Genomic DNA, 16,873 nt, shown 5'->3' with positions numbered 1-16,873 from the left:
AGAACATGCAACTGCTGAACGGAATATATGATACCGCTCTGCTGCTATATGCCCTGAGCCTGCTGTTTATTTTCTCGGATTGCCTTCGGCGTAATCCGGGCGGGAAGCGGCTAGGCACGGGGCTTCTTGTCGTTGTGGGACTGCTGCAGTCTGCCGGGCTTGCGATCCGGTTCTCCCAGGAGGGAGGACTGCCTATTTTCACCCCGTATGATTTCCTGTTCTGGTTCTCATTCAGTATCGTGCTGACTTCACTTGCGGTGGCGTACACGCGTGGAGGTGAATTCACCATCCTGCTGCTCAGCGGAGCGGGCTTCAGTGTGTTCCTGCTGAACCGGGTATGGCTGACGGCTGCGGATCATGGCCTGGAGAGCTGGAGTGCGGTGCACGGATGGCTGGCAATGCACATTATTTTAGCTAATTTGAGCTTTGGCGCACTGACACTGGGTGCGGTATTTGCGATAATGTATCTGTTCCTGCACAGTAAGCTGAAGAGCAAGAAATGGGATGACCGCGTCCGGCGTCTGCCTAGTCTGGAAACGATGGATAAATATTCGTATACATCAATTCTCGCCGGGGTTCCCCTGCTGAGCGTATCGCTTGTATTGGCGGGCATGTCCATTATCGCAGAGGGGCGGACCCCGCTGTTCCAGGATCCCAAGGTGCTGACTACACTTGTCGGGCTTGGGATTTACATAACCTATATCTTGCTGAAGCGGTCCGGCCGAAGAAGCGGGACGGTTATGGCCCGCTGGGCGATTTCGGGATACGGCTTCATTATCCTGAATTTTCTGTTGAATTCATGGTCTGATTTCCACGGCTGGGGCGGGAAGTGATGAACATGGTGAACTATTTTCCTGTCATGCTGGATTTGCAGGATCAACGGATTGTGGTGATCGGCGGCGGGGCCGTTGCCGAGCGTAAAGTAGGTCCGCTGCTGGAAGCAGGAGCGGCGGTGACCGTTGTCAGCCCCTCGTTAACGGAGAGGCTTAGCGAACTTGCAGAGAAGGGCATGCTAATCTGGATTAGCCGCCCTTATGCTCCCGGGGATCTTGAGGGGGCCTTCCTGGCCTATGCCGCCAGCAGTGATGCGGCGGTTAATGAAGCAACTGCACGGGAGGCAAAGGCTTTGGGCCTTCCGGTGAATGTGGCCAGCCATGCCGAGGCGGGGAACTTCATTACTCCCGGCGTGTTTCGCCGGGGACGTCTGACGGTGGCCGTATCGACCTCGGGCGCTGGTCCTGGTGTGGCTGCGAAGATTACGGAGCAGGTTGCGGAGATGCTGGGCGAGGAATACGAGCCGTATCTGGATTTTTTGCATGCGCTGCGGGTAGAGATCAAGCGGCAGGAGCCTACAGCCGCGGTCCGTGCACGGCTTCTGCGCAAGCTGGCCCGTCTGGACGTGTTGGATGAGATCAGACAGGGTACTTTTAAAGAGTGGAGCCCGGAGACGGTTCAGGTCTGGATTGCCGCTAACCGTGAGGCGTAGATATGTTAAAGCTCCTGGAACGTTGGGCTGGAGATGTGCGGAAGCCATTTTTGAATAAGACCGAAGACTGCTGAAAAAGGCACGAGTTGTTGGTAGAAGTGAAAAACTTGCCGGAATGTTGCGGGAGTTTCCATTGGTGGCCGAATCTGGGGAAACGCCGGGTAAATGACCGGAATGTGGCTGAACCAAGCCTTGCAGATGCCGTTGTAAAGAGCAGCTCACGGGTGAATTCGGTTTGGTCTTGGGGTAAATGTGAGAACGTGAAAAAAACAGCAGGCATGCCGCTGATTGTATAAGAGTAGTATGATTGTGAGAGCAGTAAGGCACATGCAGGTTACCGGGAGGAATGTAAATATGCGCAAGATTATTGTAGGCAGCAGACAAAGCGCGCTCGCGCTGACACAGACGGGGCATGTCATCGCCGATCTGGAGCGTCTGAGTGAGGAACACGGCTTCGGCTTCACCTTTGAAGTGCACCGGATTGTCACCAAAGGCGATCGGATTCTGGATGTCACCTTGTCCAAAGTGGGCGGCAAAGGGTTGTTCGTAAAGGAAATTGAGCAGGCCATGCTGGCCAAAGAGATCGATATGGCTGTACATAGTATGAAGGATATGCCCTCTGAGCTGCCGGAAGGGCTGATTAACGGTGCTGTGCCGCGACGGGTCGATCCGCGTGACTGCCTGATCGCTACCGGAGCAGCTAGTCTGGATGAGCTGCCGCAGGGTGCGCGTGTCGGTACCAGCAGCCTGCGCCGTTCCAGCCAGCTTGCCGCACTGCGGCCTGATCTGGACATTCAGCCGGTGCGCGGCAACATTGACTCACGGCTGAAGAAGCTGGAGAGCGGCGAATTCGACGCGATCCTGCTGGCGGCTGCGGGTCTCTCACGTATGGGCTGGGAGGACCGGGTAACGGCATATCTGCCGCCGGAGGTCTGCCTGCCTGCTGTCGGGCAGGGAGCACTCGGCATCGAATGCCGGGAGGATGACGCCGAGCTGCGGAAGCTGCTGGCACTTTATAATGATGAGCATACGGCCCTTACAGTGGCGGCGGAACGGACGTTTCTTGGCGCACTGAACGGCGGCTGTCAGGTGCCGATTGGCGCTTTTGCGGTACTGGGAGCAGAAGACAGTGGAACTGAATCCAATGCATTAGCAGGTTCTGCTGCACCGGATTCTACCCGCAGGGTCATCACATTGACCGGCATGGTGGGAACGCCGGATGGCTCAGTGATCCTGAAGGAAACCTGCACCGGGGAAGATCCGGTTCAGCTTGGCGAAGAGGTCGCCAGGAAGCTTATTGCCCGGGGAGCAGAGAAGATTTTGGCGGATGTAAGGGGATGATGGAGATGAAGGGGAAAGTCTATCTTGTAGGTGCAGGTCCAGGGGACGCCAAGCTGATTACGGTGAAAGGCCTGGAGTGCATCCAGAAGGCGGATGTGCTGGTTTACGACCGGCTGGCCAGCCCGAGGTTGCTGAAACATATGAAGTCCGGCGGAGAAAAAATATACGTAGGCAAGCTGCCTGACCGCCATACGATGAAGCAGGAGGAAATCAATCAGCTGCTCGTCGATCTGGCGCTTGAGGGAAAGACGGTCGTGCGGCTGAAGGGCGGAGACCCGACGATTTTTGGCCGTGTGGGTGAAGAAGCGGAGCTGCTGCGCAGACATGGCATTTATTATGAGATTGTGCCGGGCATTACCTCGGCGATCAGCGTGCCGGCCTATGCCGGCATTCCGGTGACTCACCGGGATTATGCTTCCTCGCTCTCGATTATTACCGGACATGAAAGTCCGGATAAGCTGGATCATTCCATTCATTGGGATAAGGTGACAAATGCTACGGGAACACTGGTGTTTCTGATGGGCGTTGCCAAAATCGGCTATATCAGCGCCCAGCTGATCAAACACGGTCGGCCGCCGGAAACGCCGGTCGCGCTTGTCCGCTGGGGTACGCGCGCGGATCAGGAGACGCTGATCGGGACACTCGCCGACATTGAGGCGAAGGTAAAGGCGGCGGATTTCCAGCCGCCTGCCGTCATCGTCGTCGGCGACGTGGTGCTGCAGCGCCAGCAGCTGATGTGGGTAGAAGCGCTGCCGCTGTTCGGCAAGCGCATTGTGGTTACACGGGCCCGCAGCCAGGCCAGCGAGCTGGTGGACCGGATCGAGGAACTGGGCGGGGAGCCGTACGAGTTCCCGGTCATTGAGACGGTCATGCCGGAAGGCGCAGGGAAGAAGGCCAAGATTGCAGAAGCGCTCGGCGCGTTATCCGCATACGACTGGGTCTTCTTCACGAGCGCGAACGGCGTGGAGTTTTTTTGGCGTCACCTGGCGGAGCTCAAGGTGGACATCCGCGGCCTGCACCGCGCGCGCATCGGCGCGGTGGGACCGGCCACAGCCGCGGCGCTGGCCCAGCGCGGGCTGGTGGCCGAGGAGCTGCCTGGAGTCTTCCAGGCAGAAGGGCTGATCGAAGCCTTCGGCTCCAGGCTGCTGCCTGGGCAGAAGGTGCTGCTGCCACGCGGCGACCTCGCGCGCGAGTGGCTGCCGGACAAGCTGAGGGAGCTGGGGCTGGAAGTGACCGAAGTGGACACCTACGAGACGGTGGTCACCGGCGAGGATGACATCGAGCTGCTTAAGCTGCTGGAGGAGAAGCGGATTCACGCGGTTACCTTCACCAGCTCTTCGACAGTGCGCAACTTCATCAGCATCCTGAAGCGGATGGGGCTTGAAGATCCGCTTCCGCTGCTGGCGGGCGTGAAGATTGCCTGCATCGGCCCCGTGACCGAGAAGACTGCCGTAGAAGCCGGTCTGACCCCGGGGCTGCTCCCCGACGAGGCGACGATCGAGGGATTGGTACAGGAGCTGTGCCGCTGGAATGAAGGAACGCGGCTGCAATAATCATTTAATGGCTGGCGGACGAATAGGGAAATCTAACTTAGCTGTACTTTGTACAGCTAAAATAGACTTATATCTCTCATAAGGGTGGTTAGTTGTATTCTGTACAGCTAAATTTGCCGGTTTAAGCGGAAATCGCTATTTCGGTGATTTTAGTTGTATGAAGTACAGTTAGGCGGCAAATCAGCGGGTATATTGTGAAATTAGTTGCAGAGAATGCAGTTAGCGCAATCTGCCTGAGTTTGCTTGGTTTACTGGGTTTACAGCAGGGTTAGCTGGTTAGCGGGGTTTGCTTGGTTTGCTTGGTTTGCTTGGTTTGCTGGTTTTGCTGGTTTTGCAGGGTTAGCTGGGTTAGCTGGGTTTACTGGGTTAGCTGGTTTTGCTGGGTTAGCTTGGTTTGCCCTTTGTTTGCCTGTATTTTTCTGTGTTACTCTGAGTTCACCTCAGTCCGACCGAGTTCGTCTGTGACTATATGGGATGCCCCTCTCCGGGTCTCATTCACAGCTGGGCTATTGTTCAATAGATCACTTAAAGTATGTGTTTATATATCTACTATACAGGAGGATGTCCAATGAGTTTTCCAATTACACGGCACCGCCGTCTGCGAGGAACAGCCGGAATTCGCGGAATGGTGCGTGAGACAATATTAAATACGCTGGATTTCATCCAGCCGATTTTTGTAACCTATGGAACAGGTGTGAAGAATGAGATCGGCTCCATGCCGGGTGTGTATCATTTTTCGCTCGACATGCTGAAGGCCGAAGTGGATGAAATTGCTGCACTGGGCATTCCTGCTGTGCTGCTGTTTGGCATTCCTGAGACCAAGGACGCGATCGGTTCTTCTGGTTTTGCCGATGACGGCATCGTGCAGGAAGCTACGCGGCTGATCAAGCAGTGGTACCCTGAGCTGCTGGTCGTTGCCGATACCTGCTTGTGTGAATTCACCGATCACGGCCACTGCGGGATGGTTCATACCCACACAGTAGACGGTGTCGTGCACGGCGATGTCATCAACGATGCTTCGCTTGAGCTGCTGACCCGAACAGCGGTATCGCAGGCCAAGGCCGGGGCGGACATTATCGCACCTTCCAACATGATGGATGGTTTCGTGCAGGCGATCCGCACCGGACTGGATGAGAATGGCTTCGAGCATGTGCCGATTATGTCCTATTCGGTAAAATATGCTTCGGCCTTCTACGGCCCGTTCCGTGAAGCCGCTGACTCTGCTCCGCAGTTCGGCAACCGCAAAACCTACCAGATGGACCCGGCCAATCTGCGGGAGGCGATCCGCGAAGCGGATTCGGATGTGCTGGAAGGTGCAGATATGCTGATGGTGAAACCTGCGCTGGCTTATCTGGATGTCATCCGGACCATCCGCGACCAGTTTGATCTGCCGCTGGTTGCCTACAATGTGAGCGGAGAATACTCCATGGTCAAAGCGGCGGCGCTGCAGGGCTGGATCGACGAGCAGGCGGTAGTACTGGAAATGCTGACCGGCATGAAGCGTGCAGGAGCGGATATTATCATTACCTATTTTGCCAAGGATGCGGCACGCTGGCTGAAGGGCTAAGCTAATCAAGAATCGAACAGGAGTGAGAAACCATGGGTAATGTACCATTGGCGCGCCGGGAAGAAGCTTCCCGTGCAGCTTTTGAAGAAGCGAAGCAGTATATTCCCGGCGGGGTGAACAGCCCGGTGCGGGCGTTCAAATCCGTAGGATTGACACCGGTTTATGTGGATCATGGCGCGGGTTCGCGCATTTGCGATATCGACGGCAACAGCTTTATCGACTACGTCTGCTCGTGGGGACCGCTCATTATGGGGCATGCTCACCCAGAGGTCGTAAAGGCATTGCAGGAGACGGCCGTAAAAGGGACAAGCTTTGGCGCGCCTACGCTGCTGGAGACGGAAATGGCCAAAACAGTGGTGGAACGTGTCCCTTCAGTGGATATTGTGCGGATGGTCAACTCCGGTACGGAAGCTACTATGAGTGCGATCCGGTTGGCCCGCGGAACTACCGGACGCAGCAAAATCCTCAAGTTTGAGGGCTCGTACCATGGCCATGCGGATAGCCTGCTGATCAAGGCCGGCTCCGGCGTAGCCACGCTTGGTTTGCCGGATAGCCCTGGCGTGCCTGAAGGCGTAGCAGTCAACACGATCACTGTGCCGTACAATGACCTGGAAGGGGTCAAAATCGCTTTTGAACGCTATGGCAGTGAGATTGCTGCGATTATTGTAGAACCGATTGCCGGGAATATGGGCGTTGTGCCGCCGCTTCCGGGCTTCCTTGAAGGCTTGCGCAAGGTGACGACGGGTTACGGAGCACTGCTGATTTTTGATGAGGTCATGACAGGCTTCCGCGTAAACCGCAGCTGCGCTCAGGGACTATTCGGCATTGAACCGGATCTGACCTGCTTCGGCAAAGTAATCGGCGGCGGTCTCCCCGTAGGCGCTTATGGCGGCAAAAGAGAGATTATGGAACAGATCGCTCCATCCGGCCCGATCTACCAAGCGGGTACGCTCAGCGGCAATCCGCTGGCGATGGCTTCCGGTCTCAGCACGCTCAAGCTGCTGACGCCAGAGGTGTACGACCGCCTGGAGATACTCGGCGCACGTCTGGAAGCAGGTCTTAAGCGGAATAGCGCCGAGACCGGTATTCCTCTGACGATTAACCGTGTGGGCTCCATGGTTTGCCCGTTCTTTACCGAAGGGCCGGTAATCAACTTCGAAACGGCCAAAGCCAGTAATCTGGATATGTTCCGCAGCTACTTCGCCAAGATGCTCGATCAGGGCATCAGTGTTCCGCCATCGCAGTTCGAAGGAATGTTCGTATCCGCCGTACACAGCGAGCAGGATATCGATGATACTATCGAAGCTCACTTGAACGCCCTGAAGTCACTGTGACGTCCGGAGCAGATAATGTATCGGTCCAGGGCGGCGGCGCCTGGACCCGGCGCGGCGAATGGCTGGAAGCCATGCCCGGCCGGGTCGTTACCGGAGCAGCCGATCCGCAGGCTGCGGTAGACCGCTGGCTGCTGGAGACGGCCGGGATGCCGGTGAAACTCCATGCCCGGCTGCGCCGCGAAGGCGGCATCCAGTGGAAGGGCGACCGGCTGCGGCTGGCGCTTTTTCCTTACCGGGAAGCGGGCATTGAGCCGGTGTGGCAGGAGCTTGAAGTGCTGTATGAGGACGACTTTTGCCTTGTTGTCCATAAGCCTGCGGGTATGGCGGTTCACCCGGACGGCAGCGGGTCAGATACAACGCTGGATCATGTTGTTGCAGCGCATTATGCCGCTTCCGGCGGAGGCGTCGCTGTGCGGCATATACACCGGTTGGACAAGGATACCACGGGTCCTGTGCTCTATGCGAAGAACGAATATGCGCAGCTTGTACTCGATGAAGACATGCGCGAGAAGGTGATATCGCGGCGGTACACTGCGATTGTGGAGGGCGTCGTCCCGCCTGCGCTCAAGGTGATCGACGCCCCGATTGGCCGCGACCGCCATCATGCGGCGCGCAGGCGTGTGTCGCCCGGCGGACAATCCGCGGTAACGTTAATCCTTGGACGCGAGGTGCTGCAAGGCGGCACTTCGCTTAAGGTGCAGCTGGAAACTGGACGCACGCATCAGATCCGCGTCCACCTCAGCCATATGGGGCATCCGCTGTACGGGGATGAGCTGTATGGCGGGCCGCGCTGGGGGTTGACAGGCAGCAGCCGTCAGGCTCTGCACGGTGAGGTGTTGGCTTTCAGCCATCCATGGAGCAAGGAAAGGCTGGAAATAGCCGATCCATGGCCGGAGGATATGCTGCGGCTGCGGGAGGAACTGGGCGGCGGGACAATAGGCTGAAATCAGTCTGTTGGAGCTTCCTAGCGACTAAATGATCTAAAGACAATCAAATTTTATAATGCAACTATAAAGAGACCCGAGGCTGAAGGGGCTACACCCTGTTTGTGAGACGAGGTGCAGTCCCGTCCCCTGCCTTGGTGTCTTTTTTTTGTTGCTGGAAAATTAATAATCACAATCACAAATGTGAATAAGTCACAAACTTGATGATGCGAATCCGCGAATGAGAGACACAAGTACCTCCGAATAGGCGGAAAGTAAGCGATTTGGCGAAATGAGAGGTACAAGTACCTCCGAATGGGCGGAAGTTGAGCAAATTGGCGAATGAGAGGTAAAGATACCTCCGAATTGGCGGAAGGTGAGCGATTTGGCGAAATGAGAGGTACAGATACCTCCGAATAGGCGGAAGGTGAGCGAATCCGCGAAATGAGAGGCACAAATACCTCCGATCAGCGGAAAGCTGAGTGTCGCCCCTTCAAGCTCCAGCCGTGCTAAATATTTAACGAATGATACATTTCTGCGTCTCGGTTCGTCTTTCTAATAAAGGAGATGGACAGCAGATGAAATGGAACAGAATCTCTGTAACGATAGCCGTCTTCGATGCGGTTTTAATAATTGCCGGGAGTATTACTGCAGCTACTGCCGGTTCGGATGTTGTGAAACTGATTCAACAATTTGGCAGTTTTACTGTGACTGTAGACAATCAATCCGATTACGATCTGTTTTCCGTAGAAACTGGGGTCCTTACCAGCGATTCTACTGGACAGGTCGTTGAGAGCAGTTCCAAGGAAAGCTTCGAGCAAGGGATACCCAGTGGAAGAAAGGTGAAAATCAGCCCTGAGCTAAGCCTTTTCGGTGAAGGCGGAATTTATCTTAAGTATACCGATCCAAGAGATGAGGACTCGCCGAAAACGGTCGGGATATGTTCGTATACCGAAAGCTTATCCGGCCATTCCAACGTCATCATTACAAATGACGATGTAAGTGTTGCAGAAAATTGCAGCTGAATTAGCGTTGCCGCCGTGTTTCTACTTTCTTGTCCCCCCATTTCCTGCCTGCCCAGCAAGTGGAAGTGCCAATCTGCCGTTTTTGGGTATAACACTAATAAGATATATACCCTTACGAAATGCAGCTTGGCACATTAACGATCCTACGACTGGGGGCATAGCCATGAAATGGCAGGGAAGAAGAGGCAGTTCGAATGTGGAGGACCGCAGAGGCAGAGGCGGGGGCGGCGGGAAGGTCATCGGCGGCGGGATCGGCGGAATTATTCTTGTCGTGATTGTAACACTGCTCAGCGGGGGCAATGCCGGGGATATCTTAGGGAACCTGACATCCAGTGGTACCAATTCTTCAGCTCCTTATGAGCAGACGGCTGAGGAGCAGGAGCTTTCCGAATTTGTATCCGTGGTTCTTGCCGACACCGAGGAGGTGTGGGGTGAGATTTTTAAGCAGCAGGGAATGACCTATAAGGATCCGACGCTGGTAATGTACAGCGGCAGTGTGGATTCTGCCTGCGGAACAGCCACTTCGGCAGTCGGGCCGTTTTATTGTCCCGGGGACGCCAAGCTGTATATTGATCTGAGCTTCTATGATGAGCTGCAGCAGCGCTTCCAGGCGCCGGGCGATTTCGCGATGGCTTATGTCATTGCCCACGAGGTGGGCCATCATGTACAGACCCTGTTGGGCACGTCGAAGCAGCTGAATTCGCTTCGCCAGAGCCTGAGCGAGAAGGAATTCAATAAATATCAGGTCCGGTTCGAGCTGCAGGCCGATTATCTGGCCGGAGTCTGGGCCAATCACGCCCAGGGCATGAACCTGCTGGAAGAAGGCGATCTGGAGGAGGCCCTGACGGCGGCGAGTGCGGTCGGCGATGACACGATCCAGAAGCAGGCACAAGGATATGCGGTGCCGGACAGCTTCACCCACGGGTCTTCGGAGCAGCGGAAACGCTGGTTCTACAAAGGTTTTAACTCCGGTACCATTGAAGGCGGAGATACTTTTAACGCTGCTCAGCTATAGAATGTGAGAGGGCAAAGTGTCAGCCGCTTAACCCGGGAACCGCCCATCCCCCTATGCGGGAGCGAGCTAAGCCAAGTATAAATAAGCCTGGAGACAGAGCCGATACGGCCTCGTCTACAGGCTTTTATTCTTTGGGCGAAAACCGCTTCCTTCCAAACTTTTTGGATTCCGGCAGCTGGTCGGCAGACCTACTTCTATTAACAGGCAGGTACTTTTTTCATAGAAAGAGACTGTTGCCCATGCCTTATAATCAGCGCCGGTCATATAATACTTTGTTAACGCGGAGCAGGCTGCTCCTCATGAAATGAATTCTACAAGCCGGGGAGAGGGGTTCATGAAAATACTGCTGGTCACCTACTGGGGACTCACCAATATGGGCGGAATCTGGACGTATATGAAACAGCTCTCAGACAAGCTGAGCGAGCAGGGTCATTCTGTTACGCTGATGGGAAGCCATGTAGAGAGCAATACGTTATATTTGCTGAACCAGGAGAGCTATTTTGATAAAAATGCATACTATAACACGCTGCTGCCTTATCTCGATCCTCTGCGGTTTCCGCATCTGCACCTGGAGCATGGCATTTTCAGTTTTGAAATCGGCCGTTATGTGTTTGAGGGAGGAGCGGCTGTGCTCGGCCTGGAGGACTATGATCTCATCCACGCCCAGGATCCCATTTCCACTTACGCGCTGCGGCGGGTGATGAAAAAGCGGGTGCCGCTGGTGGCCAGCGTTCACGGGGCATTGGCCCGGGAGTCGTACTACGAGTATAAGGGGATTGAACGGGAGCTTACGAAGGAGGAGTACGAGAGCCGGCCGATTTGGAGCTATTTCCGCCGGATCGAGCAGCTTGGCGCACATGCCGCTGACCTGATCCTGGTGTCTTCGAAATGGATCGGTCAACTGGTGAATGAGCTCGGCGTCACTCGGGAGCGGATTCATACGCTGCCTTACGGAATCAACCTGGAGCAGTACAATGACAAGGCTGCATTGCCTTCCCCGGTACAAGTTGGCGGGGGACATAAGGTGATTATGTATGCCGGCCGTTTCGAGTACATCAAGGGTGTACATGTGCTGATCGGCGCACTGGGTCTGGTGCATCGCAGCCGTCAGGACTGGGTCTGCGTCTTAGCCGGGAGCGGTAGTCTCCTGGAAGAGCTGAGATCACAGGCGGCAGCGCTGGGGATTCAGGGACATCTGGTGTTTGTGGGTAATTTAGACAATATCCCGTCCACGTTGCAGCAGGCCGATATCTATGTGCAGCCCAGCCTGCAGGATACGCAGCCCTACTCGGTCACAGAAGCCCAGCTTGCCGGTATTGCACCGATTGTGGCCGGGACGACGGGGATGCCGGAAATGGTTAAGCACGGGGAAACAGGCTGGATCTTTCCTACGGAAGATTCAGGGGGGCTGGCGGAGCTGCTGCTACTGCTGCTAGGTGATGATGAACTGCGCGGGCGGACAGGAAACCAGGCGAGAAAATGGGCGGTCCGCTGCCGCTCGCTGGATGTCATGACGGAAGGAACGCTTAAGGTGTACCGCAAAGCGGTGGGAAAGCAAACCTTGCGTAGAGGGGGGACCGGAGGCGAAATGCTGGCAGTGGAAAAGGAAGCAGGAGCGGTTCAGGGAGCTTTTCATCCGGCTGATTTGCTGGGCAGCGTTACCCCCGGCAATCCACTGGTACCGGCTCTGCGGAGCAGGCTGCCGCTGGATTATTCCGTTCCCGATGCCCGTATTTTTGGTTTTGACAAGCAATAAGAGACAGCCGCTCTGATGAAGTGTCCAAAGTTGTCATGCCTTTCTGATTGAAGCATATACATGAGAGGAGTAACATTTTGGGCTTATGCTCTGGGCTTGTCTCGGGGTTAGATTATGCCAAGAAGGAGGACATTTCCCGTGTTTGACCAGTCCCACGGTTTGCGGTTTGATATTTATGAACGCATCCACCTTTCGGAAGAACTTCCGGGAATCGCTGAACTGGAAGAGGTGGAGCTGATTCCGGAAATCCAGGTGATTCAGCGGGAGGACCGGGCCGAGCTGTACGGACAGCTTCTGCTCACCGGACTCTACCGGGGTGAGAACGACCGGACGGAACGTCTGGAGCATGCCATTCCTGTTGAAATCACAGTACCGCTGACCCGGGTCAGCTCACTTGAAGACATAGGGGTGGAGATTGAGAATTTCGATATCGACCTGCTTACGATGCGTACGGTCAATATAACTGGTGTACTCTCGCTGCGGGGAATCGGGGGATCGGAGACGCAGCCCGCCTGGCAGCAGGAAGAGTACACGGCAGCTTATTCACCTGACGAGGAAAAACAGGCCACGGGGGTTAGGGTAGAGGCCAAGGAGCATGAGAACGATGCGTTGTATGAAAACTCAGTGTGGACTTATGGCGAAGGCACCGCAGAGAATTTCGCTGAGGAGCATGAGTTTGCCCACAGTGGTCCTGAAGCTGCTGTGAATCCGCTGTTTTTGGAAGGCACTGTGTTCACCCACCAGCCTGCTGCATCCCCACCGGCCCAACAGAAGGACAAGGAAGTGAAGGTGCGGACACACAGCTTTGATAGCCCGCAGGGGATATCAACAGCCGGAACCGCGAACAACGAACCTGTTTCGGGACACTTCTTCGGGGCGCAAGGGAGAGCGGAGCAGGCTGTTCCGGCCGCTGGAAATCAGGCTGGCTATACAAATCCCTTTAACAGTTCTGACATTGCCAAAGTATCAGGCACCGAAAGTTCAGGCAGCGCAAAGGACATTTCGGATGCTGCCGCTGAGAACACAGCCGCGGAGGCGCAGGCGTCCCATCAGGAAGAAGAGGATTTCTCTGCTGAAAATGGGGACTATGCGGCACTTTTTGCTCAGGATAGCTCGTTATCTCACGCTGATCAGGAGAACGCGGGCGAAGGCGCGATCTCTAAGGAAGCAGCACCTCCGCAGGAGGAGAAGCCGGATCTGAAGGTTGCCCTGGGAAGCAAGAGACAAGAAGATATTCCTGCGAAGGAGCATCTCACCTTCTCTTCCCTGCTCAGCTCCAGCCGCTCCAGAAAGGAACAGGAGGAGCTTATCGCCGAGGATACAGCTGCGGCGGCGCCTGTTCCGGACTCCGGCCGTGACGGGGAATGGAAAAGCCGCTTTATCGGTGGCTTGAACGGCAAGGATCTGTTCCGTAAAGTGCGCCTCTGCATTGTCCAGCGTGAAGAAACAATCGATACTATAGCAGAGAAATATCAGCTCAGTGCAAGAGAGCTTGTCATGTACAACCGTCTTTCCGGTCAGAATGTGGAGGAAGGCCAAGTTTTGTATATCCCTTAAGAGATGCCGGCAGGCGCATCGGTGTCAGAATCCCGATCGGATGAGATCGGGATTTTTTGTATTTCTGTCCTCTGACCTGAGATTAAGGATGAACATCAGGGGTTCGAATCAGGAGAAGGGGCTAATTTTAGAAATGGGCGGTATAAGTCCCGCAGTTTGTGTGTATGCTGGTTGACTAGGAATAGTACTAAATGTATTATTGGATTAAGTAAATTCTTAATAAAGACTGGGAACGGGAAGAGTAGGCGGTCAGCCCTTCAGAGAGCGGAACTATAAATTGCTGTGAGTTTCCGCAGGATGCAGCCACCGAAGTCGCCCCGGAGTTGCCCCTCTGAGCTTGTCTTCAGATTTATGAAGCATAGGTTAGGAAGTGGCCGGTTGCAGCCGTTATCTGCGTGAGTGTCGCGCTAAGTCTCCGGAACCTATGGGACCGGAACGGTGGTTTATTTTTCATTGGCGCGAAACAAAGGTGGTACCGCGAAAGAATGGCCTTTCGTCCTTTGAGACGAAGGGCCTTTTTGTATTTTTTTTCAGAGGTCCAGCTTCAGAGATACATCTACCAATGTTACTTAAATGGAGGGTTTAGAATGGCTGATCACAACAAAGCGGCGGCAGAGCTGCTGAAGCCGCAAGATCCGGCACAGGATGCTGCTGAGGGCAATAGCGCAAAGAGCGATATGCCGACTACATATGATCCGAAGGCGGCTGAACAGAAATGGTATGCCTATTGGATGGAGAAGGAGTTCTTCAAGGCTGGAATGCGGCCTGAAGCAGAGCCTTACAGCATTGTAATTCCACCGCCGAATGTAACCGGGATGCTGCACATCGGGCATGCGCTCGATTTCACGCTGCAGGATATCCTGATCCGTACCAAGCGGATGCAGGGCTTCGATACCCTTTGGCTCCCGGGAACGGACCATGCTGGTATTGCTACCCAGACCAAGGTGGAGCAGAAGCTGCGCCAGCAGGGCCTTTCCCGGCATGATCTGGGCCGCGAGAAATTCCTGGAGCAGGTATGGGAGTGGAAGGACCAGTATGCCAAGACCATTCATGAGCAGTGGGCCAAGATGGGCCTGTCTCTCGACTATTCGCGCGAGCGGTTCACTCTGGATAAAGGGATGTCCAGCGGTGTACGCCAGGTATTTGTGGAGTTATACCGTAAAGGACTGATCTACCGCGGCAAGCGCATTATCAACTGGGATCCGGCAGCCCGTACCGCTTTATCCGATATTGAAGTTGAGTACAAAGAGGTTAACGGTCACCTGTACCACCTGCGCTACCCTCTTAAAGACGGCAGCGGATTCATCACCGTAGCAACGACACGTCCGGAGACGATGCTGGGCGATACGGCGGTAGCGGTGCATCCGAAGGATGAACGCTATCAGGATCTAATCGGCAAAACGTTGATCCTTCCGGTCATCGGCCGGGAAATTCCGATTATCGCCGATGACTACGTAGAGAAAGAATTCGGCAGCGGCGCGGTTAAAATTACTCCGGCCCATGATCCTAATGACTTTGAAGTTGGCCTGCGCCATAACCTTCCGCAGATCAATGTGATGGATGAAGGCGGCACGATGAACGAGGAGGCCGGTCCTTATCAGGGACTGGACCGCAGCGAATGCCGCAAAGCGATTGTTGCTGATCTCAAAGAGCAGGGCGTTCTGATTTCGATTGAGGACCATCTGCATCAGGTAGGACACAGCGAGCGTTCCGGCGCAGTGGTTGAGCCTTATCTGTCCACCCAGTGGTTCGTTAAGATGCAGCCGCTGGCCGAAGCTGCCATCACTGCACAGAAGAACGGTGACGGCGTTAACTTCGTGCCGGACCGTTTCGAGAAAACATATTTGAACTGGATCGAAAATGTGCGTGACTGGTGTATTTCCCGCCAATTGTGGTGGGGACACCGCATCCCGGCCTGGTACTCTGAATCTACAGGTGAAGTGTTTGTAGCGTATACGGAAGAGGAAGCCCGCGAAATCAGCGGACTTGATGATCTGAAGCAGGATGAGGACGTTCTCGATACGTGGTTCAGCTCTAATCTGTGGCCGTTCGCCACACTGGGCTGGCCGGATGAAAGCAGCAGCGACTATCAGCGGTTTTATCCAAACAATGTCCTGGTTACCGGCTATGACATCATCTACTTCTGGGTAGCGCGCATGATCTTCTCCGCGCTGGAGTTCACCGGCAAGAAGCCGTTCTCCGATGTGTTCATGCACGGCTTGGTGCGGGATGCCGAAGGACGTAAGATGTCCAAGTCGCTCGGCAACGGGATCGATCCGCTGGATGTTATCGAGCAATATGGTGCAGATGCTATGCGTTATATGATTTCGACAGGCAGCACAGCCGGCCAGGATCTGCGTTTCCGTATGGAGAAGGTAGAGCAGGCGCGTAATTTTGCCAATAAGATCTGGAATGCCTCGCGCTTTGCACTGATGAATCTGGAAGGCGTAAACTTTGCAGATATTGACATTACAGGTGAGCTTAGTACGGCAGACCGCTGGATTCTGCATCGCTTGAACGAAACTTCTCGTGATATTACGCGTCTAATTGACTCGTACGAGTACGGCGAGACCGGCCGCCTCTTGTATAACTTCATTTGGGATGATCTGTGTGACTGGTATATCGAGTTCGCGAAGCTGTCGCTTTATGGAGCTGACGCTGCTGCCAAAGCGAAGACGCAATCGGTGCTGGCCTATGTGCTGGACCGTACGCTGCGTCTGATTCACCCGTTCATGCCGTTCATTACCGAAGAAATTTGGCAGCATCTGCCGCATGAAGGCGAAACGATCACCCTGGCGGAATGGCCTAAATATGATGCAGCGCTTGAGAATCCGCAGGCAGTGGCAGAAATGACCCTGCTGATGGACATCATTCGTGCGGTTCGTAATATCCGTGCCGAGGTGAATGTGCCGATGAGCAAGAAGGTTGAGCTGATCATCAAAGCCGGAAATGAAGACACCTTGAGCATCATTACCCGCAACGACAATTACATCGGACGCTTCTGCAACACATCTTCGTTCGAAGCAAGCCTTGATCCGCAGACGCCGGATAAAGTCATGTCCGCAGTAGTTACGGGCGCAGAGCTTCTTCTGCCGCTGTCGGGGCTGATCGATATTGAGCAGGAAATTACCCGTCTGGAAAAAGAAGTTCAGAGTCTGAACAGCGAAGTAGAGCGCGTGGAGAAGAAGCTCGGCAATCAGGGCTTCGTGGCCAAGGCGCCGGCAAAAGTCATCGAAGAGGAACGTGCAAAGCAGGCGGACTATTCCGCAAAACGCGAGAAAGTGCTCGCCCGCATCGCAGAGCTGAGAGGATAAGG

General features: G+C 54.9%; 13 protein-coding genes and 1 other annotated feature. All 13 genes read left to right on the top strand.

Going from position 1 to position 16,873, the window contains the following annotated elements; genetic code table 11:
• Nucleotides 1–5 precede the first annotated feature (5 nt).
• The 13 genes from ccsA to NST07_RS27495 all read left to right on the top strand — a co-directional run bounded on the left by ccsA (nucleotide 6) and on the right by NST07_RS27495 (nucleotide 16,871).
• Nucleotides 6–833 carry a cytochrome c biogenesis protein CcsA gene (gene ccsA, locus NST07_RS27555; protein ID WP_340899736.1) on the top strand — a complete coding sequence of 276 codons (828 nt, stop codon included), beginning with the start codon at nucleotides 6–8 and terminating at the stop codon, nucleotides 831–833.
• Nucleotides 834–838: 5 nt separating this feature from the next.
• On the top strand, nucleotides 839–1,486 hold the full coding sequence (locus tag NST07_RS27550) for an NAD(P)-dependent oxidoreductase (RefSeq protein ID WP_342480545.1): 648 nt from the start codon (nucleotides 839–841) through the stop codon (nucleotides 1,484–1,486).
• An 89-nt stretch (nucleotides 1,487–1,575) separates the two neighbouring features.
• Nucleotides 1,576–1,782: a hypothetical protein gene (locus NST07_RS27545; RefSeq protein WP_341095772.1), complete on the top strand. Its 207-nt coding sequence runs from the start codon at nucleotides 1,576–1,578 to the stop codon at nucleotides 1,780–1,782.
• A 58-nt stretch (nucleotides 1,783–1,840) separates the two neighbouring features.
• Nucleotides 1,841–2,827: a hydroxymethylbilane synthase gene (gene hemC, locus NST07_RS27540; protein ID WP_341095769.1), complete on the top strand. Its 987-nt coding sequence runs from the start codon at nucleotides 1,841–1,843 to the stop codon at nucleotides 2,825–2,827.
• Between the two features lie 5 nt (nucleotides 2,828–2,832).
• Nucleotides 2,833–4,380, top strand: a complete 1,548-nt coding sequence (gene cobA, locus NST07_RS27535) for a uroporphyrinogen-III C-methyltransferase (protein ID WP_341095767.1) — start codon at nucleotides 2,833–2,835, stop codon at nucleotides 4,378–4,380.
• Between the two features lie 568 nt (nucleotides 4,381–4,948).
• Nucleotides 4,949–5,947: a porphobilinogen synthase gene (hemB, locus tag NST07_RS27530; RefSeq protein WP_341095763.1), complete on the top strand. Its 999-nt coding sequence runs from the start codon at nucleotides 4,949–4,951 to the stop codon at nucleotides 5,945–5,947.
• Nucleotides 5,948–5,979: 32 nt separating this feature from the next.
• The gene (gene hemL / locus NST07_RS27525; RefSeq protein ID WP_342480544.1) at nucleotides 5,980–7,281 is read left to right on the top strand and encodes a glutamate-1-semialdehyde 2,1-aminomutase; all 1,302 of its coding nucleotides are present in this window, start codon (nucleotides 5,980–5,982) and stop codon (nucleotides 7,279–7,281) included.
• Between the two features lie 71 nt (nucleotides 7,282–7,352).
• The gene (locus NST07_RS27520; protein ID WP_342481980.1) at nucleotides 7,353–8,225 is read left to right on the top strand and encodes an RluA family pseudouridine synthase; all 873 of its coding nucleotides are present in this window, start codon (nucleotides 7,353–7,355) and stop codon (nucleotides 8,223–8,225) included.
• Between the two features lie 557 nt (nucleotides 8,226–8,782).
• Nucleotides 8,783–9,229, top strand: coding sequence for a hypothetical protein (locus NST07_RS27515; RefSeq protein ID WP_342480543.1), 447 nt, complete (start codon nucleotides 8,783–8,785; stop codon nucleotides 9,227–9,229).
• A 163-nt stretch (nucleotides 9,230–9,392) separates the two neighbouring features.
• Nucleotides 9,393–10,244: a neutral zinc metallopeptidase gene (locus NST07_RS27510; protein ID WP_341095755.1), complete on the top strand. Its 852-nt coding sequence runs from the start codon at nucleotides 9,393–9,395 to the stop codon at nucleotides 10,242–10,244.
• Between the two features lie 334 nt (nucleotides 10,245–10,578).
• Nucleotides 10,579–12,000: a glycosyltransferase family 4 protein gene (locus NST07_RS27505; RefSeq protein ID WP_341095753.1), complete on the top strand. Its 1,422-nt coding sequence runs from the start codon at nucleotides 10,579–10,581 to the stop codon at nucleotides 11,998–12,000.
• Nucleotides 12,001–12,138: 138 nt separating this feature from the next.
• Nucleotides 12,139–13,557, top strand: coding sequence for a LysM peptidoglycan-binding domain-containing protein (locus NST07_RS27500; RefSeq protein ID WP_341095751.1), 1,419 nt, complete (start codon nucleotides 12,139–12,141; stop codon nucleotides 13,555–13,557).
• 219 nt (nucleotides 13,558–13,776) lie between these two features.
• Nucleotides 13,777–14,061: a binding site (T-box leader), on the top strand.
• Nucleotides 14,062–14,234: 173 nt separating this feature from the next.
• Nucleotides 14,235–16,871 (top strand): valine--tRNA ligase, encoded by a 2,637-nt coding sequence (locus NST07_RS27495; RefSeq protein ID WP_342481979.1) that lies wholly within the window; start codon nucleotides 14,235–14,237, stop codon nucleotides 16,869–16,871.
• Nucleotides 16,872–16,873 lie beyond the last annotated feature (2 nt).

Source organism: Paenibacillus sp. FSL L8-0340 (assembly GCF_038593145.1).
Lineage (GTDB): Bacteria > Bacillota > Bacilli > Paenibacillales > Paenibacillaceae > Paenibacillus_AQ.
Note: the sequence above shows the minus strand (reverse complement) of the source record. Positions and strands in the feature narration are given on the sequence as shown.